Origin of the sequence: Tsukamurella soli (assembly GCF_039541155.1) — a bacterium.
GTDB classification, from domain to species: domain Bacteria; phylum Actinomycetota; class Actinomycetes; order Mycobacteriales; family Mycobacteriaceae; genus Tsukamurella; species Tsukamurella soli.
This window is the reverse complement of record NZ_BAABFR010000014.1, coordinates 43,256-65,974: the sequence shown is the minus strand read 5'-3', so window position 1 is coordinate 65,974 and position 22,719 is coordinate 43,256. Positions and strand designations below refer to the sequence as shown.

Here is a 22,719-nt window from a genome sequence, read left to right as displayed (position 1 = left end):
GCAGGTGGGGATGTGGTCCCAGGGTGCCCAGTCTGCGGGTGCTTCGGGGATGGGGGCCTGTTGGAGGGGTTGGCCGTCGGTTCCGTGGAACGCGAATCGTTGCCGGCCGAGCGGGGTGATGGAGAAGACCTGTTGGTGCAGTTGTCGGTGGTGTTGGCTGCAGAGCAGGATGAGGTGGTGGGGGTGCGGCGTCGGCGACCCCAGTGCAGGACGGCGCCGAGTCGGGTGCCGCCGATCTGTATGCCGCCGTCGTTCACGTGCTGGTCGGTGTCGGCTGGCGTGGGGGCGTGGCCGACGAGGCGGAGGGCGGCGCCGCAGGCGGTTTCGGCGCGTTCGGCGGGATGTAGCTGGGGGCCGTCGTCGAGGGTGGCGGTGCCGGTGGTCTCGTGGATGAGGATCTCGGCTCCGGGGGCGATCTGCGGTATGGGGGTGCGTCGATGACGGCGTCGGCCATGGCGACGAGTGCGGGGGCGATGTTGCGGGGGACGTTGGCCCACAGGTCGGTGTGGCGGTGCGCGTCGTCGGCCGCCGGGTGTTCACCGGATGCGGTGTCCGCGTTCTCGTCGGCTGTGGTGTCCGCGTTCTCGCTGGTGGGGGGATCGGGGAGGGCGGGGTCGGTTGCGGTGCGGGTGCGGTCGTATTCGGCGCGGACGGTGGCGGCGAGCAGGTGGGCGCCGTCGACGGCGGTGAGTTTCGCGGTGATGGTGAGGGTGCCGTCGTCGTTCCATCGCCGGCGGGCGCCGGATGCGGGCGGTGGTGCGGTGTCCTCGGCGTCCGGGTCCTGGTGGTCGAGGTGGTCGAGGGTGCGCATCGCGGCGCACATGCGTTCGGTGTGGGCGGCGGTGGCGGAGTGGGCGAATCGGACGAGTTCCTCTTCGTGGTCGGGGGTGCTGACGCGGGTCAGGGCGCGGATCTTCGAGTAGGAGAGGGTGCCGGCAGTGAATGCGGCGTGGGTGAGGGGCAGGTTCTCGAGTGTGTGGGCGATGCGGAGGTGTTCTTGGGCGGTGCGCAGCGACAGGCTGGTCTTCCAGGACAGCCAGTGGGCGCAGGAGAGGATGCCGTGGCCGGACCAGCCGTGTCGGGTGTCGAAGGCGGCGAGGTGGTCGAGGAAGCGGGCGGTGAGTGCGGCCATCTGGGAGGCGTAGCCGATGAGTCGTTCGGCGAGTTGGTCGTCGGTGAGGTCGGTGGCTGGGGTGGGGTCGAAGATGCTGGTCATCAGTGGTGTTCCCTCCGGGGTTCGAGGCCTGGTTCGATTGCTGTCGATGCTAGCCCGGGGGTCGGACAGGTTTTCGATTCCAGCGTTACGCGGAACGCTGGAATCGAACATCGTTGGTCCGTACTGATAGATGGACCGCACTGAGGAGGCTTCCAGGCATCCGACGGAGGGACGAGACCGATGGGCGAGGCCGTCAGGACCATGGCGACACACGATCGCTCTGAGCTCGTCGATCTCCTGATGGGACTGACGGCGGCGCAGTGGGACACGTCGAGCCTGTACACCGACTGGGCGGTGCAACATGGTCGCGGGCGCTCGCCAGCCCGGCGGGGGCAACGCGCTCGGCGTCGCTCAGCAGCGCGAGCGAGACCCGCAGGAAGTCGTCGCGATCAGCCCGAGCGCACACACGCCCGCGCACGCTCACGTGTGCTTTCGGAGCCCGAGTAGCTTTGCTGGACGGCATGATCCACCAGCAGGACATCCGTCGGCCCCTGCGCCTGCCGCGCGCGATCGCCCCGGACGCGCTCGTGACCGCCATGCGCTTCGCCGTCCTGGCGCCGCCGATCCGGGGCCCCTGGCACGCGCGCGGTGTGCGCCTCGTCGCCGACGATGTCGACTTCGCGCACGGCCGCAGCCCGACGGTGCACGGGCCGGGGGAGGCCGTACTCCTCGCGATGGGCCGGGCTACCGGGCGCGCGCGACCTTGTCGACGGCGCGCGCCAGCGTCGTGGTGAATCCCGCCATGTCGGCCGGGCCGGCGTTGGTCGTGATCGCCTGCACCATCACGGCGTAGCCGCGGACGGGGGCCATGCCGATCAACTGGCTCTGCCGCAGCGGCACCGTCCGCCCTCGTCCCGTGACGGTTCCCGTCGCCTGCTCAGAGATCACCACGGCGTCCGCCGGGACCCCCGCCGGACGGATCCCCGAGATGTCCAGCCGCTCATCGACAGAACCCCCGGTGTCCGGGACGGCGAACCGTAGCCGCAGATGCCGGCACCGGGCAGGCAGCGAGTGCCGTGCGTGGCCGCCGCCGGCCAGTAGCGCCTCACTGAGGCTGCTGCGTCGCGTCTTATTCACCGCCAGAGAGAGATTCGTACTCGCCGCCGAGTGAGCGAACATCGCAGCCGACGGCAGCTGGACGCATCCCGCCGGCGTCACCGAGCCGTGCGCCAACACAGATCCGATGGCCGATCCGACGTCCGCGAGGTCGCGAGGCGATACCGCCACGTACTGGTAGCCGACCGGGAACTCGCCAGGACCCAGCAGCAGCTGCGACTCCGGTGTCGTGGGCCGGGCCGACCCCGTCGGCGCGGCGGCTGCGACGCCCGGGGCTCCCATCACACCCCCGACCACGAGTGTCGTGACCACGGCCGCGCTCACCCGCCGAACCTGCATCAGAACCCCCGGTTCAGATCGATACGTCTCCAACGATGAACAGCATTCTGTCACCGGCGAACCGGGGCCGATGCGGGATCTGCGGAACCCGGCTACCGAGGCTTCAGCACTATGTCGACGGGGTGTGCATCGCCCGGCGTGCGGATCGCACCGACGACCGCGGCGGCGACGGTGTCGGGCCGCAGCAGGCCGGTGCGGGCGTAATCACGCCCCTCCTGTGCGTAGATCCCCTGCTGCATCTCGGTGTCGATGCGTCCCGGGAACACACTGGTCACGCGCAGTGCCGGCTCCTCGGCCCGAAGCGCCTGCGCGAACGCCGTGAGACCGAATTTGCTTGCGGCGTAGGCGGACCAACCCGGGTGCGCGAAGAGCCCGGCGCCGGAGTTGAGGAACACCACGTGGCCCCCGGCGGCCCGCAGGGCAGGCAGTAGGAGCCGGGTGAGCTCCACGGTGGCAAGTAGATTCACCTCGAACATCTGCCGCCACTCAGCCGCCGTCGAGTCCTCCAGCCGCCCGATCGACGCGAACCCCGCGCTGTGCACGAGCACGTCCAGGCTTGTGATCCCCTCGGCCCCCTGAACGGCGGCGGCGAGCGCTGCGTGGTCGGTGAGGTCGACGGCCAGTGCCGCCGCGCCGAGCTCGTCGGCCACGGCGTTCAGCCGAGCGGACGGCCGTCCACCCAGCACCAGGTCGTGGGTCGGCGCGAGCTGTCGGGCGATCTCGGCGCCGACGCCGCGGGAGGCGCCGGTGATCAAGGCGGTGGGGCGGGGATCCGTCATGTGCCCCAGGCTATCCGGAGCGGGGCACAGTCACCGTCGGCGGGCGCTACCCGCCGCCGCGGCCGCCAACCGCACGAAGCCCGCCACGATCACGATCCCGAGCGCGATACCCAGCGGCGCAACGCTCCCCACCAGCGCCGCGGTCACGAGGCACGCGAGCCACAGCGCGATCACCACGAGGAACGCCACGCTGGCCACATCGGTCAGCACGGCGCGCAGCAGAACCCGCCGCGCGGGGCCGGGCGTCGCCAGGATCAACCACGCCAGCACCGCGAGGACGCCCAGCACGGCCATGCCCGCGCCGATCCGGCCCCCGACGGTGACGGTGTCCGATACCGCCCCACTCGGCGCAGACTCCGGCGTCGGCCGCGTGCCGGCGGTCAGCACCAGCAGCGTGCACAGCGCCAACAGGGCGATCGCGGCGATCGCGGCCCGCCGCGTCATCCACCGCACCGTGTGTGCGATCCCGGCCGCCCGCTGCGGGTCGAGCGCACCCACGCGCAGGAGGCCGCGGAGGCCGTCCCGCATCCGCCACTGTGCGCCGTCGACCACGGCCATGAGGTGCGTGGCGGTCGCGTCCGTCGGATCCAGCTCGAGTGTCCGCTCGAGGGCACGGCGGGCGTCGCGAGTGTTGTTCATCGCCAGCAGCGCCCGCGCCGCCGCCAGATGTGACTGGGCTGCATCGGGTTCCAGGTGCACGGCGATGTTGGCACTGGTCAGCGCGTCGCGCGGATCGGCATCGCAGAGGATCAGTGACCGCGTCCGGTGGGCGCCGGCGTTGCCCGGCTCCTGCGCGATCGCGGCGTTCACGGCCGTGACAGCCTCTACGGTGCGCTTCTGCCCGGCCAATGAGAAGCCCAGCAGCAGAAGTGGGCTCACGCCCGGCGCACCTCCCGCGAGGAGGCGCCGCGCGGCGTCCTCCGCTATCCTGGGCCGCTCGGCCGCGGCCGCAGCCCAGCCGAGGGTGGTGAGCGCGGCCCGGTGCTGGGGCGCCGTCGCCAGCACCTGCCGAGCCTGAGTGATCGCCTCCTCGAACCGGCCTGCCGAGCGGTACGCCTCCGCGACCGCGGCGCCACTGTCGGGATCCGTCACCGTCTGCGCTGCTTGAGATACCGAGCCAGGTCGTCGTAGGTGCCGTCGGTATTCGCGTAATCGACCACGTTGCGGGCGGCGGTGAACCAGCTGCCGGTGCTGGGCCGGGTCGTGGCGATCGCCCCGTCGACGTCCGCCTGCGTGACGGGCCGGACGGTGCCCGACGCCACCGAGTCCGCGAGCGCACGTTGCGTGGCAAGCGTGCACACCCCGGCGATATCCGCGCCGCTGAATCCGACCGTCTCCGAGGCGATCCTGCCCAGATCGACCCCTGCTACCGGCCTGCCCTGCAGGTGGTGCCGGGCGATCGCCGCGCGGGCGGGCGGGTCCGGCAGTGTCACGAGGACCGTGGCGTCGAACCGCCCCGGCCGCCGCAGGGCCGGGTCGACGTCCCACGGGTGGTTGGTGGCGCCGAGCACGAAGACGCCGCTGTTCGAGGCGCCCGCGCCGTCGGTGTCCACGAGAAGCTGGTTCACCAGGGGTCGCAGACCCGAGTCGCCGGACATCCCGCTCCGCTTGTGTCCCAACGCGTCCAGCTCGTCGAAGAACAGCACCACCGGCGCGTTGCGGCGCGCGGTCTCGAACACCGCGTGCAGTGCCCGCTCGCTGTCCCCGAGCCAGCGGCTCATCACGTCGGAGATCCCCACCTGGATGAACCGCGCTCCCAGTTCCCCGGCGATCGCCCGGCCGAGGAACGTCTTGCCGCAGCCCGGTGGCCCGTACAGCAGCAGGCCGCCGCGGGTGCTCATCCCGTACGCGCGGGCCACCTCGGGATTGCGCAGCGGCGCGAACAGCGCGAGATCGAGGCGCTTCTTGACGTCGTCCATGCCTGCCACGTCGGCCATGCGCACGGTGGGGAGTTCGATATCGATGTCGTCGACCACCTCGGCGGCCGGATCGTGCGCAGCGGCCGAGTCGGAGGCGGTGGGCGGCGCGTCCGGAGTGGGCCGGTAGTCGACGAAGGGCGGGGGAGTGGGCACGCCGAGATCGGCCTCGGCCGACGCCCAGTCGAACCCGCCCGACGGTGGCGCAGCGGCCACCGTCGGCCCGGCGGTCCCCGATGTGGCGCGCGTGAGGAGGTCGACGAAGCGCGCGTCGGCCGGGAGCACGGTGAGCGCGGCGGCGCATTCGGACACGGCGCCGGCTACGTCGCCGCGGTCGATGAGCACCTCGATCAGGCGGATCCGCAGGTCGGGGACCTCGGGTGATGCGCCGATGGCGGATCGGAGGGCGTCGAGCACGGGGTCGCCGGTCATGCAGCCCAGGGTAGCGACGGACGGGCGGGGCCGACGGCGCGCGCTGCGGACCGGGCGACCACCGGCCAGAATGGTCGAATGCCGTCCGCCCCGATGTTCAGCCCGACCCAGCTCGCGGCCCGTGCCGCATATCTGCTGCGGGGCAACGACCGCGGCACGATGACCTCCGCCGCACCCCGGCTGTACCCGCACCAGTGGTCCTGGGACGCGGCGTTCGTCACCGTCGGGCTCGCGTCGCTGTCCGTCGAGCGCGCCGCCGCCGAGCTCGACCACCTGTTCACCGCGCAGTGGCGAAACGGCATGATCCCGCACATCGTGTTCGCCAACGGGGTCGACGGGTACTTCCCGGGCCCTGCCCGCTGGCAGTGCGCGCAGCTGTCCCCCGACGCTCCGGCCTCACCCGCCACGTCGGGCATCTGTCAGCCTCCGGTGCACGCCATCGCCGTCGAGCGGATCCTCGAGCGCGCGCGCCGCCGGGGCCGGACGGTGCGCGGCGTGGCGGAGGAGTTCCTCGACCGGCGGTGGGGGAACCTGATGGCCTGGCACCGCTGGCTGGCGGCGGCGCGCGACCCGCAGGGCCGCGGCCGGATCACGCTGTACCACGGCTGGGAGTCGGGGATGGACAACTCGCCGCGGTGGGATCCGGCGTACTCCCGCGTCGTCGTCGGCGATCTGCCGCCCTACCAGCGCGAGGACAACCACGTCGTCACCGATGCGTCCCAGCGGCCGAGTGACGTCGAGTACGACCGCTACATGTGGCTGGTGGAGCAGATGAAGCGGTGCCACTACAGCGACACCGAACTGCCGAAGGTGATGTCGTTCCAGATGGAGGACGTGTTCGTCAGCGCGATCATGTCCGTCGCGTCCGACACCCTGGCGCGGATCGGGGAGGACCATGCGAAGCCCCTGTCCGATGTCCGCGAGCTGCGGGAGTACGCCGCCCGGTTCGCCGTCGGCGTCAACGCCACCGCCGATCCCCGGACCGGGGCCGCGCACGACGTGGACGTCCTCACCGGCCGAGCCGTGCACACCGAGACCCTGGCGGTGTTCTCCCCGCTGCTGGTCGGGGGGCTGCCGTGGGACACCGAGCGGTCGCTGCTGAGACTGTTCGACGGCCCGCGCTACTGCGGGCACCCCGACCTCCGGTACGCCGTGCCCCCGTCGACCTCGCCGGTCGCGGCGGCGTTCCGGCCGCGGGAGTACTGGCGCGGCCCGGTGTGGCCGGTGATGACCTGGCTGTTCTCGTGGGCCTTCGCTCGGCGCGGCTGGGCGGATCGCTCGGCGTTGCTGCGGGAGGAGGGGCTGCGGCAGGCGTCCGACGGCAGCTTCGCGGAGTACTACGAGCCGTTCACCGGTGAGGCGCTGGGCTCGATGCAGCAGAGCTGGACCGCCGCGTCGGTCCTGGATTGGCTCGGCTGACGCGCCTGTGGTCGGGCGGTGGAACTACTCGCACCGATGTACAGCGGGGCGGCCGCGCAGCAGCACGCCGTACACCAGGACCGCCAGGATGCAGGACATCCGCTCGCCGAGCCGGGCGGCGGCAGCTGCGGCGTCGGACTTCAGCATGGTGGCGCACAGGAGAGCGCCGATCGCCGTCAGGACCGCGGGGCGGACTCCGGGCACCGAGCCGGTCGGGGTGCTCGACGCACCGGGGCTCGAGCGGTCACGGCTCCGAGCGATAGAGCTCGGTGAGCCGGTTCAGCGCCGGAATGGCGGTGTACAGGTTCTCGCGCTCACCCGTCGACAGGGTGGCGAGGAAGCCCGCCAGTGCCTCGTTACGCGCACGCTGTAGCTCCTGCGTGGTCGCGATGCCTTCTGGCGACAACTGGACCACCACCGCGCGCCGGTCCGTCGGATCGGTGGTGCGCTCGACGAGGCCCTGCCGCTCCAGGCCGTCGACGGCGCTGGTGGTGGAGGGGAGCCGGATCCGCTCGAGCCGGGCGAGCTCACCCATGCGGATCGGCCCGGTCGCCATGAGCGTCGACAACACCGACTGCTGGGACGGAGTCAGGTCGGGTCCGGGCGTGCGGCGACGGATCATGAAGTGCAGTTGGTTCAACGCGGGCCGCAGTCGAGCGGCCAGTTCACCCGGATCAGCCGCGTCATCGGTCCCCATGGAGTAAGGAGTGTAGCGATCATCGATCGATAGGCCGATCCGCGTGCGGTGCGGCCGGAGGGAGTGCGCGTGGATCCGACGATCAGGTTGCCCGCCGGGGCCGAGGCGGCCGCCGCCCGAGCGGGCGCGCCGGAGCCGCGGATGGCCGCGAGCGTGGTGCTGCTGCGCGACGGCGGGGAACTCGAGGTCCACCTACTCCGCCGCGCCTCGACAATGGCGTTCGCGGCCGGGACCGCGGTGTTTCCCGGTGGCGGCCTGGACGCCGGCGACGGTGAGCCCGTGCCGTCCTGGGTGGGGCCGGACCCGGCGTGGTGGGCCGAGCGGTTCGGGACCGATGCCGACCAGGCGATGCGGATCGTCGTCGCGGCCGTGCGCGAGACGTTCGAGGAGTGCGGCGTGCTCCTGGCCTGCGGGGCCGACGGTGCCGTGCCGGACACGAGTGCCGTGTCTCTGCGCCGGGACCGCGAGCGACTCGCCGCGCACGAGATCTCGCTCGCGGACCTGTTGACCGAGCACGACCTCACGCTGCGCGCGGACCTGCTGGTGCCGTGGGCGCTGTGGATCACGCCGCCGTTCGAGAAGCGGCGCTACCGCACGTATTTCCTGGCCGCGCGGGTACCGGACGGCCAGACGGCGGTCGGCGGCTCGCGAGAGGCGGTCAGCAACGAGTGGCACCAGGTGACGCAGGCGATCCGCGCGGCCGACGCCCGCGAGCTCCCGCTGATGCCACCGCAGTACTGCACGATGTTGGAGCTGTACGAGTTGGGCTCCACGGCAGCGGTTTTCGCCGCAGATCGGGCCATGATACCGGTGCAGCCGCACGTCGAGGTGGACACCGACGGCCCGTACCTCGCCCTGCCCGACGCCCTCGTGCAGCTGGGGCGTCGGGTGGGCGAGCAGATGTACGGGGGAGATCAGACGGTGGTGTGAGGGACGCTGCGCTGAACGGATTGATTCAGTGTCCGAATAGACCGCCCTGTCGGCCACGTCACCCCGCGGCCACCGCCCCATAGACTGGCCGGGTGAACACACCGACCACCCGGACCGAGGAGATCGACGAGGCCGGCCCGGATGTCGTCGCCCCGCGGCATACCGCGCTCGCGGTGCTGCTCGTCGTCGGCGGCGCGCTGGGACTGATCGCCGCGTTCGCGCTGACACAGGACGACATCACGCTGCTGGGCAACCCCACCGCCCACCTCGGGTGCATGGTGAGTCAGAGGTTGCAGTGCGGCAAGAACATCCTGTCGTGGCAGGGACGGGTCTTCGGATTCCCGAACCCGTTGCTCGGCCTGATGATGTTCCCCGCCCCGATCGTCGTCGGGATGGGACTACTTGGGCGGGTCCGCTTCCCGGCCTGGTTCTGGCTCGTGTTCAACGCCGGGATGTGGTTCGCCATCGGGTTCATCGCGTGGCTCGCCTACGAGAGCATCTTCTCCATCGGAACCCTGTGCCCGTGGTGCTCGCTCGTCTACGCCGTCGTGATCCCGATGTGGCTGGCCGTCACCGTCCACAACATGGTGGCAGGGCGGTTCGGCGCCGGCCTGCAAGGCATCGGCGACCTCGTCAGGCCGTGGCTCCTGCTGATCACCGCGCTCCTGTATGTGGTGATCCTCCTGCTCGCTCAGGTGAAGCTGAACATCGTCGGCTCGCTATAGCCCGCGGGAGGGTCCGCTGCATGTGCGGGAGCGCGGCGTGGCGCGGGGTGTGTCGGTCACGACGACGCCCTGCCGCGGACGCGGTCGATGACGCGGGTGAGGTCGCCGTCGATCGCGGTCAGCGCTTGGTGGTAGCCCCAGAAGTCCGGGTGCACGCGGTCGAGCAACCCGCGGGCGCGGTCGATGCGGTCGGACTGCGCGTCCAGCACGGAACCCCACTCGATGACGGTTCCACGCTGCATCGCCAGCTGCTGGGCGTCGCGGAGCCGGAAGCGCACCCGTTTCTCGGCGGCCGTGGGATCGGACTTGATGCCGCGCAGCAGTTCGAGCCGTTCGCGCACCGCGTCGACGGCGTCGTCGGCCGTTCGCAGCGCTTCCCGGGCGGTGGTCACGCAGGCGAGGGCCGATTCGGGTTCGCTGCGGAGAATCGCGGCCTGGGCATCGTCGAGCAGCTGTTCGGCCGCGGCCGCCCGGTCGGCGGCGACGCGGTCGTTGTCGATGAGGTCGGTGGAGCACGTGGCGCTGAACTCACGGAGCAGCGCCGAACGGATCGGTGCGATCAGGTCCGTGCGCGTGCGCGCGGCGGCGAGACGTGTCCGTGCGGACGACAGGGCGTTGCGCGCCTCGGTGTCTCGACCGGGTGCGGCGTCGACGGCGGCCTGCGCGGCGTCCGCGGCACGCATGATCTCGGCGGCCGCCGCGGCACCGTCCGGCGCCCCGAGCGTGGTCTCGAGTAGGCCGAGCGCCCGCTCGAGCGCGTCCGCGGCGCCGGTGACGGACGGGTACACCGCGTAGCGGGCGTCGACGGTGGCGAGCGCCTCCGCGGCCCGTGCGGCAGAGACGCGCGCGTCGTGGAGGCTCCGTTCCGCCTCGAACCGTGCGCCGCGGGCGGCGATCAACTCGTTCCGATTCTCCCTCGCGAACCGCTGCATGAGGGCGTTGGTGTCCGTGAGCAGCCGGGTGCACGCGTCGTACGCGGCTGGATTCGGTCGCCGCCCGGCCTCGTCGCTCCGGATGAGCTGCATGTACTGGTCCGTGGCAGCGGCGTACCGGTCGCGGATCGGGCCCCAGCGTCGGGCCGGCTCACCACGCCCGACCTCGGACGCCGTCGCTACATCGACGTCGATCTCGGTGAACAGCCCGTCGGCTGCGAGAAACGCCTGGGTCATCGCCGCCGCGGCCGGCGAGGGACCGGTGAGATCGTCGTCCCCCCGGCCCCCGAAGATGCGCCGCGTACGGTTCCGGGCCACGTCCGTGATGGTAGTGGTCACACGAGGGTCTTCGACGGCTCGGCGTCCCGGTCGGGCCGGCTGCGCTTCCGGATGATGGAGGAGACCAGCGCCGCACCGATCAGAACGAGACCGACGAGGCCCGTCACCACCTCGGGCACCTCGGTACCGATGGAATACAGCAGGATCACCGCCAGGGCGCCGATCGCCCAGTGGGCGCCGTGCTCGAGGTACACGTACTCCGCCAGCGTCCCCTTGCGGACCAGATACACCGTCAGTGAGCGGACGAACATCGCGCCGATGAAGCCGAGGCCGAGCGCGATGATGATCGGGTCCGCGGTGATCGCGAACGCGCCGATCACACCGTCGAACGAGAACGACGCGTCCAGCACCTCGAGGTACATGAACAGGAAGAAGCCGGCCTTGCCGACCGCCTTCGCCAGCTCAGTGGGGCCCGCATGGCCCTCGGCGGCGTGTTCGGCGTGGTCCTGAGGTGAGAACAGCTCGCCGAGACCGTTGACTAACAGGTACGTGATGATGCCCAGCACACCCGAGACCATCACGTTGTAGCGCTCGTGCTCGGGGGTGATGAACTCGGCGGTGACCAGCAGCAGGACCCCGGCCACCACTACCGGCAGCTGATCGAGCTTGCCGATGCGCGCGAGTGGCCGTTCGATCCAGGTGAGCCAGGTGATCTCCTTCTCCTCGAAGAGGAAGCCCAGGAAGAGCATCAGTAGGAACATGCCACCGAACGAGGCGATGAGCGGGTGCGCCCTGGTGAGGATGGTCTCGTAGCTGGGTGAGCCGTCCGCGAAGTACGCGGCGCCCCCGGCCGGCGGGTTCAGCGCGAGATCGAAGGCCTTGACGGGGGTCAGCCCGGCGGAGAGCCACACGATGACGAGCGGGAACAACAGCCGCATGCCGACGACGGCGACGAGCACACCGACGGTGAGGAAGATCTTCTGCCACACCGCGCTCATGCGCTCGAGGATCGTGGCGTTGATGACGGCGTTGTCGAACGACAGGGTCACCTCGAGTACGCCGAGGATCGCGGTGAGTGCGAGGGCGGTCGTGCCTCCGTAGACGAATGCGACGACGAGCGAGACGGTGGCGACGACCACCGACATCCCGAATATCCGAACGACCACTTTTCGAGTACCTTCCAGGGCGGGCAACGGGAGCATAGGGGATGAATCGGGCTTCGGTAGGCGGCGACGGCCGGGCGGCGACGATGCCGCTCGGCCGTCGGGCCATGCCGCGGGGCCGCCCGCGCGTCTACACGTTGACGCCGTAGTCCCGTGCGATGCCCGCGAGGCCCGAGGCGTAACCCTGTCCGATGGCCCGGAACTTCCAGTCGGCGCCGCCTCGGTACAGCTCGCCGAAGATCATCGCGGTCTCGGTGGACGCGTCCTCGCTGAGGTCGTATCGCGCCACCTCGCGCCCGTCGGCCTGATTGACGACGCGGATGTAGGCGTTGCGCACCTGCCCGAAGGACTGCCCGCGCTGGTCGGCCTCGTAGATCGACACCGGGAAGGTGATCGTGTCGACGTTCGGCGGCACCGCTGCGAGGTCGACGTGGATGGTCTCGTCGTCGCCCTCACCCTCGCCGGTGAGGTTGTCGCCGGTGTGCTCGATCGAGCCGTCCGGCGACCGCAGGTTGTTGAAGAACACGAAGTGCTGGTCCGACAGCACCTTCTTATTTGCGCCCAGCGCGAGGGCGCTCGCATCCAGATCGAAGTCCGCGCCTGTGGTGGTCCGGGCGTCCCAGCCCAGCGCGACGGCGACGGCGGTCAGGCCCGGCGCCTCCTTGGTCAGCGACACGTTCCCACCCTTGCTCAGGCTGACGCCCATGAATCCTCCCGGTGTCCGGATCGGCACACTCTGTGCCGTTTATTCCGTCTTGTCCGAGCGTAGCGGAGAGGCTGAAGCGCGGCTTGCGCTTCGGTTGGAGCGATCGGCCGGGTTCGCTTAGGGTCTGCGGGATGGCCGCCGCGTACCACGCCGACTCGTCCGATCTCGACACCAAGGAGGTGTTGACGTGGGAGCTGTTCGGGATCGCCGGCCGGGAGCTCGCGCAGGTGATCGTCGACCGCGGCTACCGGCCCGAGATCGTCATCGCCGTGGCTGGTGGCGGTTTGCTACCCGCCGGGCACCTCGCATACGCGTTGGGGGTCAAGCTCGCGGATGCCATCAACGTCGAGTTCTACACCGACGTGCACCAGACGCTGCCGGATCCCGTTCTACTCGCGCCGATGCTGGACACCGATGCGATCCGCGGCAAGCGGCTGCTGGTGGTCGACGACGTCGCGGACTCGGGCAGGACACTCGCGCTCGTACTCGACCTGCTGCGCGGCCACTGCGCGGAGGCGCGGTCGGCCGTGCTGTACGTCAAGTCCGCGGCGGTCGTCGAACCCGACTTCGTCTGGCGGCGTACCGACGAGTGGATCATGTTTCCGTGGTCGGCCGAGCCGCCGGTGAGTTCGGCGAGCGGGCTGCCGGTGGTTTCGCGCTGCTGATCGCCTCGCGGAGTTGTTCCTCGATGTCTGGTGGGTACGCCATTCGCTGCCCGCCGACACTGTCGATAAGCGTCGACAGCTCGGTGCCGAGTACTGCCGCGAAGCGTGGTGCACCGTACTCGGCCAGGAAATTCCGCGCGTCTTCGAAGGAGTAGCTGTCCTGCGATGCGAGCATCCACGTCATACCTGCGTCGATCGACAATTCGCAGTCGTGAGTCCGCGTTGTCAAGAGCACTCGGAGCTGAGGCTGGCCCGGTTCGGCGTAGTACTGCGCGCTGGCACCCAAGGCGACCTCCTCGGAGGCGCCGTGTCCGATTCTGGCAGTGTGGTTCCCGAGGTGCCGCGCTAGGCGCGCGTAGTAGCGGACGTGAGTCGCCTTGACGGCCGCAGGACTCAGTCGGTTGCGACCCACTTCTCCACCTTCGTATTCAGCGGCGCGGTCTCTGCGAACATCTTGAACGGGTCGTTGTCCCAGGTGGGGTGGTCTGCCAAGCGCAGAACGTTTCCGGGGACGTCGGGCATGGGGTGTCCATGCACATCCACCTCCTCGATGCGCAGGTGGATCCGAGCACCGATCGCGTATGCGTAACGCATGACGGTGGACAGCCGTGGATCGCTGACCTCGTTCTCGAAACGGGAGACCTGTGCCTCATGGCGGTTCATCAGCCGGGCTACCTGGGCTTGTGTGAGATCGCGGCGGTGTCGAACCGAAACGAGATCGTCGACGAGGCGGAAGGGGACAGCTGCCAGCTCGGCGGCGAGTTGCTCCTCGGCATTGTCGGGGTCGATCGCGAAAGGATCGGTCACGGCGTCTCTCCTCCGGCGTTGGGCGGATGTTCTTCGGTCTTCCCTTGCGGTTCTCCGCAAGTGTAATCCTCGGAAGCCGGGTTATGAGTTGCGATCCGGGCCGTCGCGGATACAGTCGCCGCGTTCTGCAAGTCCCGCGTCTCCTGCTCGCCGAGCAGGTCGTAGCTGGTGGGCTTCACAAGCACCCTGTTTTCGACCCCGGCACCGCGACCCCGGCGTCTCCCCGCGGTCGACCCTAGCGTCGCTAGGGCACAGAAGTGGGCGAATCGGGCGTCAGCTCAGGTAGCGCGCGGCGAAGTCGTCGAGCGCGTCCTCGGTGCCGGCATACGGCTCCCCGTCGCGCGGCCAATGCAGGACGAGGTCGGTGAAGCCGAGCTCGGCCGCACGCCCGACGGTGTCGTCGAGATACGCCGGGTTCGACAGGGAGTACGTCCCGCCCGAGTCGATGGACAGGTAGCGGTCGAACCGCTCCCCGTCCCGGCCGGCGGCGGCGAGCTCGCCGTCGAGGCGGGAACCGAGCCGTGCCACCGCGGCCCACCAGTCGTCGGCGGTCGCGCCCTCCGGCCCCGTCGTCACCCAGCCTTGGCCGCGCCGTGCCGCCAACGCGATGCCCTTCGGCCCGTTGCCGGCGAGTACGAACGGCATCCGCGGCCGCTGCGCCGGCTCGCCGACCATCCGCGCCGAGACCGCCGTGAACCAGTCACCGTCGAACGAGACCGCGCCTCCGCCGTCGGGCTCGAACCGCAGCAGCGTGTCCAGCCCGGCCACGAACTCGGCGTACCGGGCGAAGCGCTCGCGCCCCGTCAGCTCGCGCTCCCCGAGCACGTACGCGTCGAAACCCGTACCGCCTGCTCCGATCCCGAGCGTCACGCGGCCGCCGGACATCTCGTCGAGGGTCGCGATGTCCTTCGCGAACGGCACCGGGTGGCGGAAGTTGGGCGACGTCACGAACGTGCCCAGCCGGATGCGCTCCGTCACCAGGGCGGCACCGACCAGCGTGGGCACCGTCGCGCTCCAGGGCTGGTCGGCCAGGGAGCGCCACGACAGGTGGTCGTACGTCCAGGCCGTGTCGAAGCCGAGCTGCTCGGCCTTCGACCAGCGGCGACGGGCCTCGGGCCACGAGAACTGGGGGAGGACGACGATGCCGAACCGCATGCCCTGCAGCGTAGCCGGGGACGCCCGGAGCCGAATCTGAGCGGAACCGGGCTCACCCGCCTAATGTTCGGTGCACCCAGAAACCGGCCAATCGGCCTGATCCGAAGAAGGTGACATATGACCGCACCCGGCTCCACCCTGGCCGGTGCCCGCGAGTTGACGGTCCGTGGAGTGATTATCGGCGGGATCATCACGCTCGTCTTCACCGCAGCGAACATCTTCCTCGGCCTCAAGGTGGGGCTGACGTTCGCGACCTCGATCCCCGCCGCAGTCATCTCCATGGCGGTGCTGCGCTACTTCGCCAACCACTCGGTGGTCGAGAACAACATCGTTCAGACCATCGCGTCGGCGGCGGGCACACTGTCGGCGATCATCTTCGTGCTGCCGGGCCTGATCATGATCGGCTTCTGGAGCGGGTTCCCGTACTGGACCACCGCAGCGGTGTGTGCCGTGGGCGGCGTCCTCGGCGTCATGTACTCGATCCCGCTGCGCCGAGCGTTGGTGACGGGGTCCGACCTACCGTTCCCCGAGGGGGTGGCCGCAGCCGAGGTGCTCAAGCTCGGCGACTCCGCAGAGGGCGCGGAGGAGAACCGTAAGGGTGTCGTGGCGATCGTGCTCGGCACCATCGGGTCCGCCGTGTTCTACCTGCTCGGCTCCCTGAAGGTGGCTGCCGCCGAGTTGGGCGATGTGCAGACTTCCCGGAGTGTTCTGGGCGGTGTGCTCCGCATCGGTTCGGGTGGCACCATCGTCTCGCTCGGGCTGTCCGCGGCGCTGGTCGGCGTCGGCCACCTGGTCGGTCTCACGGTGGGTATCGCGATGGTCATCGGACTGGTGATCTCGTTCGCGTTCCTGCTGCCGATCCGGACCTCTGGCAGCTTCGTGCACGAGGGGGCGGTCGGCGACACCGTCAGCCACGTGTTCTCGTCGGAGGTCCGCCTGATCGGGGCGGGTGCGATCGCGGTCGCCGCCGTGTGGACGCTGCTGAAGGTCATCGGTCCGATCCTCAAGGGCATCATCGCGGCGGCGCAGGCGGCCCGCAAGCGCGGAGCCGGCGAGGACCTGGACATCACCGAGCGGGACGTTCCGATCGCCGTGGTGGGTGCCGTCATCCTGGTCTCGCTGATCCCGATCTGGTGGCTGCTCTATTCGTTCGTCAAAGACTCGGTGCTGCGCGGCCACGCGGCCGGGATCATCGTCGTGAGCATGATCCTGACCCTGGTCATCGGTCTGTTCGTCGCGTCGGTGTGCGGCTACATGGCCGGGTTGATCGGCTCGTCGAACAGCCCCATCTCGGGCGTGGGCATCCTGGTCGTGCTGTTCGCGGCGCTGCTGATCAAGGCCGTCTACGGCCATGCCGGCAGCTCGCAGACACCCGCGCTGATCGCCTACACGCTGTTCACGGCGTCGGTGGTGTTCGGTGTGGCGACCATCTCGAACGACAACCTGCAGGACCTCAAGACCGGTCAGCTGGTCGGCGCGACGCCGTGGAAGCAGCAGGTGGCGCTGGTGATCGGCGTCGTCTTCGGATCGATCGTGATACCACCGGTCCTGGGCGTGATGTACCACTCCTACGGCTTCGCGGGCATGGCCGGCGCGGGCCCCAACGCCCTCGCGGCGCCGCAGGCGACGTTGATGTCGACGCTCGCCAAGGGCGTCCTGGGCGGCGACTTGGACTGGGGGCTCATCTGGCTCGGCGTCGGGATCGGCGCCGTCGTGATCGTCATCGACGAGGTGCTGGCCCGCGCGACGCGCTTCCGGCTGCCGCCGCTCGCCGTCGGCATGGGCATGTACCTGCCGATGAGCGTCACCCTGATGATCCCGATCGGCGCGCTCATCGGGCACTGGTACAACCGCTGGGCGGATCGCTCGGGCGACCGCGCGGAGTCGAAGAAGCGGATGGGGATCCTGCTCGCCACCGGCCTGATCGTGGGCGAGAGCATCTGCGGGGTGATCGTCGCCGCGATCGTCGCGGGCACCGGCAACGAGAACTGGCTCGGCATCCCCGACGGCTTCGCCAACTGGGCCGAGCTGATCGGCGTCGTCCTGTTCGTCCTGATCATCGGCGGTCTGTACCAGCGCACGCGCCGGATCGCCGCGGGCTGACCGGCCTGCTTGCCCGAAAACCCGACGGCCCCCGCCCGGCGAGCCGGGAGGGGGCCGAACGTGGGGCCGACGGTATCGGGTCGACTACTCGGCGCCGATGATGAACGCCTCGAGCTGCTCGCGGGCGACGTCGTCGGCGATCTGCTTGGGCGGCGACTTCATCAGGTACGCCGACGCGGGGATGACGGGGCCGCCGATGCCGCGGTCCTTGGCGATCTTCGCGGCGCGCACGGCGTCGATGATGATGCCGGCCGAGTTGGGGGAGTCCCACACCTCGAGCTTGTACTCCAGGTTCAGCGGCACCTCGCCGAAGGCGCTGCCCTCGAGCCGCACGTACGCCCACTTGCGGTCGTCGAGCCACGCGACGTGGTCCGACGGACCGATGTGCACGTTGCGGTCGGAGACCTTGCCGGCGAACGGGCTGGACGTGAGGTTGGACGTGACGGCCTGCGTCTTGGAGACCTTCTTCGACTCCAGGCGCTCGCGCTCGAGCATGTTCTTGAAGTCCATATTGCCGCCGACGTTGAGCTGGTAGGTGCGGTCCAGCCGGACGCCGCGGTCCTCGAACAGCTTCGCCATCACGCGGTGGGTGATGGTGGCACCGACCTGCGACTTGATGTCGTCGCCGACGATCGGGACGCCGGCGTCGGTGAACTTCTTGGCCCACTCGGGGTCGGAGGCGATGAACACCGGCAGCGCGTTGACGAACGCGACGCCCGCGTCGATGGCGCACTGCGCGTAGAACTTGTCGGCGTCGTCCGAGCCCACCGGCAGGTACGACACGAGCACGTCGACCTCGTTGTCCTTGAGCACCTGGACCACGTCGACGCCTTCGCCCGGCGCCTCCTCGATGGTCTGGCGGTAGTACTTGCCGAGGCCGTCGAGCGTGTGGCCGCGCTGCACGGTCACGCCGGTGGGCGGGACGTCGGCGATCTTGATGGTGTTGTTCTCGGAGGCGTAGATCGCGTCGGCGAGGTCGAAGCCGACCTTCTTACCGTCCACGTCGAACGCGGCGACGAACTCCACGTCGCGGACGTGGTACTTGCCGAACTTGACGTGCATCAGACCGGGCACGGTCTTGGTCTCGTCCGCATCGCGGTAGTAGTACACGCCCTGGACCAGCGACGAGGCGCAGTTGCCGACCCCGACGATCGCAACGCGCACCTTATTAGTGTCAGACACCGTTGGTTTCCCCTTCTCTCGGTGTGGATGATTCGGCGGAAGCCGAGCGGGATTCCGCTGCGATCAGTTCGTTGAGCCAACGCACCTCACGCTCGCTGGTCTCCAGGCTGAGCTGGTGGAGCTGCCGGGTGTACTTCTCGCCCGGTCCGCGTGCCTCGACGGCCCGCCGCAGTTCCTCGCGGCGCTCCTCGACCTGCCGGCGGCGACCCTCGAGGATGCGCAGCCGGGCGTGGGCGGGGGTGCTGTTGAAGAACGCGAGGTGCACGCCGAAGCCGTCGTCGGTGTAGTTCTGCGGACCCGTGTCGGCGACCAGGGCCGAGAACCGAGCCTGTCCCTCCGACGTGATCCGGTACACGCGACGCGCCCGCCTCTTCTTGACGACGGGCCCCTCCTCCTCGGTGATGTAGCCCGCGTCCTGCATGCGTCGCAGGGCGGGATACAGCGAGCCGTATGAGAAGGCGCGGAACGGGCCCAGCAACTCCGTGAGGCGTTTGCGGATCTCGTAGCCGTGCATCGGAGACTCGAGCAGTAGCCCGAGAATCGCGAGTTCGAGCACGCCACCTCCTCCGATCCGCGGCTGGAAACGCCCCGAGCTGATGAACCTATCGACCTTATGCGATCGGCAGTTGTATCGAGCCGATATATAGGACCATACCTCGAGGGTGGCGAGAAGGTGAACGGAAACCGGATGAGAGGCAGCCTCAGGGCAAGCGTTGGACTCTCCACGTACGCTTGTCCGCGTGCGTACGGAGAGACAGGTCGTGGACTATGCGTTGCAGCGGCGCTCGCTGCTCGCGTCCGTCCACGCCGGTCGGACCGCGGTGAAGGCGGTGTGCGACGCGGATCCCTATCTGCTGCGCGCCGCACGGTTCCACGGGGTGCCGAGCGACGTGCTGTGCCCCATCTGCCGCAAGGAACAGCTCACGCTCACCTCTTGGGTGTTCGGCGAGTCACTGGGGCCGGCGGACGGGTCGGCGCGTAACGCGGCCGAGATCGCCGAGTTCGCGGAGACCCGGACCGAGTTCTCCGTGCATGTCGTGGAGGTCTGCCGATCGTGCAGCTGGAATCATCTGGTGCAGTCGTACGTGACCGGCCGGGTGCCGACCCCACGGAAGCGTCGCCGGGCGGCGGGGCGGTGACGGCCGGCCGAGGCCGAGCGCCGCGGACGGCGCGATGGACGGAGACGGCGCGATGGACGGGTCGGCGGACACCGGCGACCAGCAACTGCGCGGCGCCGCGCATGAACGATACGGAGACGCAGCAGTGAACAGCCCGGGCGACGGGAACGGCCTCGACGATCACTACGGCTCAGTCGACGGCGACGGTCCGACGGATGAGCAGGGGGCCGGTGGTTCCCGGCACCGTCGGGCACGCACGGGCCTGCCCCTACCCCCCGAGCCCGACCTCGGTGCCACCGCGGTGCAGCGGCGGGTCGATCCTGGATCGCCACCGCCACCGTCGGCGGTCTGGACGCCACCGGCGGCGCAGCCGCGGATCGGTGTGCCGCCGGCAGCCGCCGGCGATCAGCAGCCCGCGGTCGTCCCACGGCCCGCGTACCAACCGCTGTCCGGACGTCCCGTCGACCCCCGCGAGCTCGCGGACGAGGTCGCGGGGGGATACGCCGGGAACGATGACGTGACCCGGATCCAGCCCGCGATCCGTGACGACGTGCCGGATCTCGACCGCATCGCAGCGCGATCCGGGGAGCCGGTGGCGCCGACCGTGCCGGTCGCGTCCGCCGCTGCGGGCGTCCCGCCGAGGGCTGCGGCTGTCGAGCCGCGGCCCGGCGGCGACGGTTCGAATGGCGGCGGTTCGAATGGCGGCGGTTCGAATGGCGGCGACGGTCCGGGCGGGGACGGACCGGGTGGCGGTGGTCCCGGGGGGTCAGACGGCACCGGCGGCGAGGGCCCCGGGCGGAGAGCAGGCATCGTGAAGATTGTCCGACGCGTGGTCGTCGGCGGTGTGGCGGCGATCGCGCTGATCGTGGTGGTCGCGGTGCTCGCCTTCGCGATCGGTTACGTGCGCGCCGACGTGCCCCAGCCCGGTGAGTTGCGCACCAACCAGGTCGCGACGATCTTCGACAAGGACGGGAAGACGGTCCTGGCCCGGGTGGTCCCCCCGGAGGGGAACCGCTCCGACATCGCCGCCGACCAGATCCCGGAGTCGATGGAGGACGCCGTGATGGCGGCCGAGGACCGCTCGTTCAAGACCAACCCGGGCTTCTCGGTCAGCGGATTCGCCCGCGCGGTGCTCGGGCGTCTGCCGGGCTTCGGCGGAAGCGACGATGCGGGCGGCGGCTCCACGATCACTCAGCAGTACGTCAAGAACGCGCTGGTGGGCGACGAGCATTCGCTGACCCGCAAGTGGCGTGAGCTGATCATCTCCACGAAGATGTCGCGCAGCTGGTCCAAGGACGAGATCATGGCCGCGTATCTCAACACCATCTACTTCGGCCGCGACTCCTACGGGTTGCAGGCGGCGGCTCGGGCGTACTTCAACGAGCCGGCGAGCAAGCTGACGGTGGCGCAGTCGGCGCTGCTCGCGGCGGTCGTGCGGTCACCGTCGTACTACGACCCGGCCGTGACCCCTCAGGCGGCGATCGACCGCTGGAACTGGGTGCTCGACGGCATGGTGAGCATGGGCACGCTGCAGAAGACCGACCGTGACGCCGAGAAGTTCCCCAAGACGGTGGCGCCGGGAGCCGGTAGGCAGACCGACGATCTGTCGAACGGGCCGAACGGCCTGATCAAGACACAGGTGCTGCAGGAGCTCAAGGACGCGGGGATCTCCGAGCAGGACCTCAACACCCAGGGTCTGCAGATCACCACCACCATCGACCCGCAGGCGCAGGCGGCAGCGGTCAAGGCGGCGCACTCGACCCTCACGGGCGAACCCAAGAAGCTGCGCACCGCGGTGGTATCGGTGGATCCCAAGACCGGCGGCATCTCGGCCTACTACGGCGGAGACGACGGCAACGGCTACGACCGCGTGCAGGCCGGCCTGCAGACGGGCTCGTCGTTCAAGGTGTTCGCGCTGCTCGCGGCGCTCGAGCAGGGCATCCCCCTGTCGCGGGTGTACTCGTCCGCGCCTCTCGACGCGGCCGGCGTGCACATCACCAACTCGGACGGCGAGTCGTGCGGCAGCTGCAACCTCGCGACCGCGTTGAAGATGTCACTGAACACCGTGTACTACCGGCTGATGCTCGACCTCAAGGGGCAGGCGCAGACGGTCGCCGACACTGCGCACAAAGCCGGTGTCGCTGAGAGCTTCGGCGATATCGCACACACTCTGCAGCAGCCCAACGGCGTCGTACAGGGCGGCGTGGTGCTCGGCCAGTACCTGACCCGCCCGATCGACATGGCCTCGGCCTACGCGACCATCGCCGCGAGCGGCGTCTACCGCAAGCCGCACCTCATCCAGAAGGTCGTCACGGCGGACGGCCGGGTGCTGCTGGACCGCGGCGCGGATCCCGGTCAGCGCGAGTTCAGCGCCGACGTCGCCAACAACACGATCGCGGCCATGGAACCGATCGCCGCGTACTCCAACGGGCACAGCCTCGCGGACGGCCGACTGTCCGCCAGCAAGACCGGCACCGCGCAGTACAAGGACACGGGCCAGAACAAGGACGCGTGGATGGTCGGGTTCACCCCGTCGCTGTCGACCGCGGTGTGGGTCGGCGCCGACGACGGATCTCCGATCACCAATTCGTCGGGCGGCATCATCTACGGCTCGCAGCTCCCGTCCGACATCTGGCAGGCGACCATGGACGGCGCCCTCGACGGCACCGACGACGAGTCCTTCCCGACTCCGGGTGAGATCGGCGGTCAGGCCGGCGTCCCGGTCGAGACGACCTACGCGCCGTCCACGTCGCGGGATCGCAGCTTCGGCCGCTACCCGACCGGCGACGCGTCGTCGGACGGCGGCTACGGCAGCGCGCCGCGCACCATCCCCGGGCTGCCCGGGGTGCCGATGCCCACCTTCCCCGGCTTCGGCGGTCCGACGGGCGCGTACGGCGCGGGCGACGGCACCGGTGACGGTGGCTACACCACCGTGCCTCGGCGCCGGGGTGGCGCCGGCAGCACCGGTGGATACGGTGCGGGTGGATACGGCGGCGGCGGTGGGACCGGCGCGAACGGTGGTTACGGCGGCACCTACACCCGAGTCGCGCCCACGCCGCCGTGACGGCCGGGTACGACGACGAGGTGACCGGCGCGCCCG

The 22,719-nt window shown here is 70.1% G+C and carries 22 protein-coding genes; 8 read left to right on the top strand and 14 right to left on the bottom strand.

Going from position 1 to position 22,719, the window contains the following annotated elements; genetic code table 11:
- Window positions 1-253: 253 nt before the first annotated feature.
- On the bottom strand, window positions 254-1,216 hold the full coding sequence (locus ABD908_RS06740; protein ID WP_344992720.1) for a hypothetical protein: 963 nt from the start codon (window positions 1,214-1,216) through the stop codon (window positions 254-256).
- 461 nt (window positions 1,217-1,677) lie between these two features.
- Here ABD908_RS06740 and ABD908_RS06735 point away from each other — a divergent pair, with 461 nt between their 5' ends.
- Window positions 1,678-1,950, top strand: a complete 273-nt coding sequence (locus ABD908_RS06735; protein WP_344992717.1) for a hypothetical protein — start codon at window positions 1,678-1,680, stop codon at window positions 1,948-1,950.
- Here ABD908_RS06735 and ABD908_RS06730 read toward each other — a convergent pair.
- From ABD908_RS06730 to ABD908_RS06715, 4 genes are all read right to left on the bottom strand, one after another.
- Complete coding sequence (locus ABD908_RS06730; protein WP_344992714.1) at window positions 1,901-2,596, bottom strand: hypothetical protein; 696 nt, start codon at window positions 2,594-2,596, stop codon at window positions 1,901-1,903. The two genes, ABD908_RS06735 and ABD908_RS06730, sit on opposite strands and share 50 nt — an antisense overlap.
- A 107-nt stretch (window positions 2,597-2,703) precedes the next feature.
- Entirely contained in the window at window positions 2,704-3,390 is a 687-nt protein-coding gene (locus ABD908_RS06725) for an SDR family oxidoreductase (protein WP_344992712.1), read from the bottom strand.
- 30 nt (window positions 3,391-3,420) lie between these two features.
- Entirely contained in the window at window positions 3,421-4,482 is a 1,062-nt protein-coding gene (locus ABD908_RS06720; RefSeq protein ID WP_344992709.1) for a tetratricopeptide repeat protein, read from the bottom strand.
- Complete coding sequence (locus ABD908_RS06715; protein WP_344992706.1) at window positions 4,479-5,738, bottom strand: ATP-binding protein; 1,260 nt, start codon at window positions 5,736-5,738, stop codon at window positions 4,479-4,481. The genes ABD908_RS06720 and ABD908_RS06715 overlap by 4 nt, the downstream gene beginning before the upstream one ends.
- 78 nt (window positions 5,739-5,816) lie before the next feature.
- On the opposite strand from ABD908_RS06715, the gene ggh reads away from it, so the two are divergent.
- Window positions 5,817-7,157 carry a glucosylglycerate hydrolase gene (ggh, locus tag ABD908_RS06710; protein WP_344992703.1) on the top strand — a complete coding sequence of 447 codons (1,341 nt, stop codon included), beginning with the start codon at window positions 5,817-5,819 and terminating at the stop codon, window positions 7,155-7,157.
- A 24-nt stretch (window positions 7,158-7,181) separates the two neighbouring features.
- On the opposite strand, the gene ABD908_RS06705 is transcribed toward ggh, so the two are convergent.
- Both ABD908_RS06705 and ABD908_RS06700 read right to left on the bottom strand, forming a co-directional pair.
- Window positions 7,182-7,304, bottom strand: a complete 123-nt coding sequence (locus ABD908_RS06705) for a hypothetical protein (protein WP_344992700.1) — start codon at window positions 7,302-7,304, stop codon at window positions 7,182-7,184.
- A 97-nt stretch (window positions 7,305-7,401) separates the two neighbouring features.
- Window positions 7,402-7,854 (bottom strand): MarR family winged helix-turn-helix transcriptional regulator, encoded by a 453-nt coding sequence (locus ABD908_RS06700; RefSeq protein ID WP_344992697.1) that lies wholly within the window; start codon window positions 7,852-7,854, stop codon window positions 7,402-7,404.
- Window positions 7,855-7,923: 69 nt separating this feature from the next.
- Here ABD908_RS06700 and ABD908_RS06695 point away from each other — a divergent pair, with 69 nt between their 5' ends.
- Entirely contained in the window at window positions 7,924-8,784 is an 861-nt protein-coding gene (locus tag ABD908_RS06695; protein ID WP_344992695.1) for an NUDIX hydrolase, read from the top strand.
- Between the two features lie 92 nt (window positions 8,785-8,876).
- Window positions 8,877-9,509: a vitamin K epoxide reductase family protein gene (locus ABD908_RS06690; protein ID WP_344992692.1), complete on the top strand. Its 633-nt coding sequence runs from the start codon at window positions 8,877-8,879 to the stop codon at window positions 9,507-9,509.
- Between the two features lie 56 nt (window positions 9,510-9,565).
- Here the strand turns inward: ABD908_RS06690 and ABD908_RS06685 are convergent, their stop codons facing one another.
- From ABD908_RS06685 to ABD908_RS06675, 3 genes are all read right to left on the bottom strand, one after another.
- Window positions 9,566-10,759, bottom strand: coding sequence for a hypothetical protein (locus ABD908_RS06685; RefSeq protein ID WP_344992689.1), 1,194 nt, complete (start codon window positions 10,757-10,759; stop codon window positions 9,566-9,568).
- 17 nt (window positions 10,760-10,776) lie between these two features.
- Window positions 10,777-11,886: a DUF475 domain-containing protein gene (locus ABD908_RS06680; RefSeq protein WP_344992685.1), complete on the bottom strand. Its 1,110-nt coding sequence runs from the start codon at window positions 11,884-11,886 to the stop codon at window positions 10,777-10,779.
- Between the two features lie 127 nt (window positions 11,887-12,013).
- Window positions 12,014-12,589, bottom strand: a complete 576-nt coding sequence (locus ABD908_RS06675; protein ID WP_344992682.1) for a TerD family protein — start codon at window positions 12,587-12,589, stop codon at window positions 12,014-12,016.
- A 131-nt stretch (window positions 12,590-12,720) separates the two neighbouring features.
- Here ABD908_RS06675 and ABD908_RS06670 point away from each other — a divergent pair, with 131 nt between their 5' ends.
- Window positions 12,721-13,254, top strand: coding sequence for a phosphoribosyltransferase (locus ABD908_RS06670; protein WP_344992679.1), 534 nt, complete (start codon window positions 12,721-12,723; stop codon window positions 13,252-13,254).
- Window positions 13,255-13,647: 393 nt separating this feature from the next.
- Here ABD908_RS06670 and ABD908_RS06665 read toward each other — a convergent pair whose 3' ends face one another.
- Both ABD908_RS06665 and ABD908_RS06660 read right to left on the bottom strand, forming a co-directional pair.
- Window positions 13,648-14,061, bottom strand: coding sequence for a helix-turn-helix domain-containing protein (locus tag ABD908_RS06665; RefSeq protein WP_344992676.1), 414 nt, complete (start codon window positions 14,059-14,061; stop codon window positions 13,648-13,650).
- 273 nt (window positions 14,062-14,334) lie between these two features.
- Window positions 14,335-15,216: an LLM class flavin-dependent oxidoreductase gene (locus tag ABD908_RS06660; RefSeq protein ID WP_344992673.1), complete on the bottom strand. Its 882-nt coding sequence runs from the start codon at window positions 15,214-15,216 to the stop codon at window positions 14,335-14,337.
- A 117-nt stretch (window positions 15,217-15,333) separates the two neighbouring features.
- Here ABD908_RS06660 and ABD908_RS06655 point away from each other — a divergent pair, with 117 nt between their 5' ends.
- On the top strand, window positions 15,334-17,319 hold the full coding sequence (locus tag ABD908_RS06655; RefSeq protein ID WP_344992670.1) for an OPT family oligopeptide transporter: 1,986 nt from the start codon (window positions 15,334-15,336) through the stop codon (window positions 17,317-17,319).
- An 84-nt stretch (window positions 17,320-17,403) separates the two neighbouring features.
- Here the strand turns inward: ABD908_RS06655 and ABD908_RS06650 are convergent, their stop codons facing one another.
- Together ABD908_RS06650 and ABD908_RS06645 are read right to left on the bottom strand one after the other, a co-directional pair.
- Window positions 17,404-18,501, bottom strand: a complete 1,098-nt coding sequence (locus ABD908_RS06650; protein ID WP_344992667.1) for an inositol-3-phosphate synthase — start codon at window positions 18,499-18,501, stop codon at window positions 17,404-17,406.
- Window positions 18,494-19,057, bottom strand: coding sequence for a PadR family transcriptional regulator (locus ABD908_RS06645; RefSeq protein WP_344992664.1), 564 nt, complete (start codon window positions 19,055-19,057; stop codon window positions 18,494-18,496). The genes ABD908_RS06650 and ABD908_RS06645 overlap by 8 nt, the downstream gene beginning before the upstream one ends.
- A gap of 184 nt (window positions 19,058-19,241) precedes the next feature.
- On the opposite strand from ABD908_RS06645, the gene ABD908_RS06640 reads away from it, so the two are divergent.
- Window positions 19,242-19,640, top strand: a complete 399-nt coding sequence (locus tag ABD908_RS06640) for a DUF5318 family protein (protein ID WP_344992661.1) — start codon at window positions 19,242-19,244, stop codon at window positions 19,638-19,640.
- A 787-nt stretch (window positions 19,641-20,427) separates the two neighbouring features.
- Window positions 20,428-22,683, top strand: a complete 2,256-nt coding sequence (locus tag ABD908_RS06635; RefSeq protein WP_344992757.1) for a transglycosylase domain-containing protein — start codon at window positions 20,428-20,430, stop codon at window positions 22,681-22,683.
- Window positions 22,684-22,719: the final 36 nt, after the last annotated feature.

What these genes read in the sequence shown, in the direction of transcription:
- ABD908_RS06660 (WP_344992673.1), bottom strand. Translation starts at nt 15,216, where the DNA reads ATGCGGTTCGGCATCGTCGTCCTCCCCCAGTTCTCGTGGCCCGAGGCC.
- ABD908_RS06700 (WP_344992697.1), bottom strand. Translation starts at nt 7,854, where the DNA reads ATGGGGACCGATGACGCGGCTGATCCGGGTGAACTGGCCGCTCGACTG.
- ABD908_RS06675 (WP_344992682.1), bottom strand. Translation starts at nt 12,589, where the DNA reads ATGGGCGTCAGCCTGAGCAAGGGTGGGAACGTGTCGCTGACCAAGGAG.
- ABD908_RS06735 (WP_344992717.1), top strand. Translation starts at nt 1,678, where the DNA reads ATGATCCACCAGCAGGACATCCGTCGGCCCCTGCGCCTGCCGCGCGCG.
- ABD908_RS06705 (WP_344992700.1), bottom strand. Translation starts at nt 7,304, where the DNA reads ATGCTGAAGTCCGACGCCGCAGCTGCCGCCGCCCGGCTCGGCGAGCGG.
- ggh (WP_344992703.1), top strand. Translation starts at nt 5,817, where the DNA reads ATGCCGTCCGCCCCGATGTTCAGCCCGACCCAGCTCGCGGCCCGTGCC.
- ABD908_RS06725 (WP_344992712.1), bottom strand. Translation starts at nt 3,390, where the DNA reads ATGACGGATCCCCGCCCCACCGCCTTGATCACCGGCGCCTCCCGCGGC.
- ABD908_RS06740 (WP_344992720.1), bottom strand. Translation starts at nt 1,216, where the DNA reads ATGACCAGCATCTTCGACCCCACCCCAGCCACCGACCTCACCGACGAC.
- ABD908_RS06715 (WP_344992706.1), bottom strand. Translation starts at nt 5,738, where the DNA reads ATGACCGGCGACCCCGTGCTCGACGCCCTCCGATCCGCCATCGGCGCA.
- ABD908_RS06670 (WP_344992679.1), top strand. Translation starts at nt 12,721, where the DNA reads ATGGCCGCCGCGTACCACGCCGACTCGTCCGATCTCGACACCAAGGAG.
- ABD908_RS06655 (WP_344992670.1), top strand. Translation starts at nt 15,334, where the DNA reads ATGACCGCACCCGGCTCCACCCTGGCCGGTGCCCGCGAGTTGACGGTC.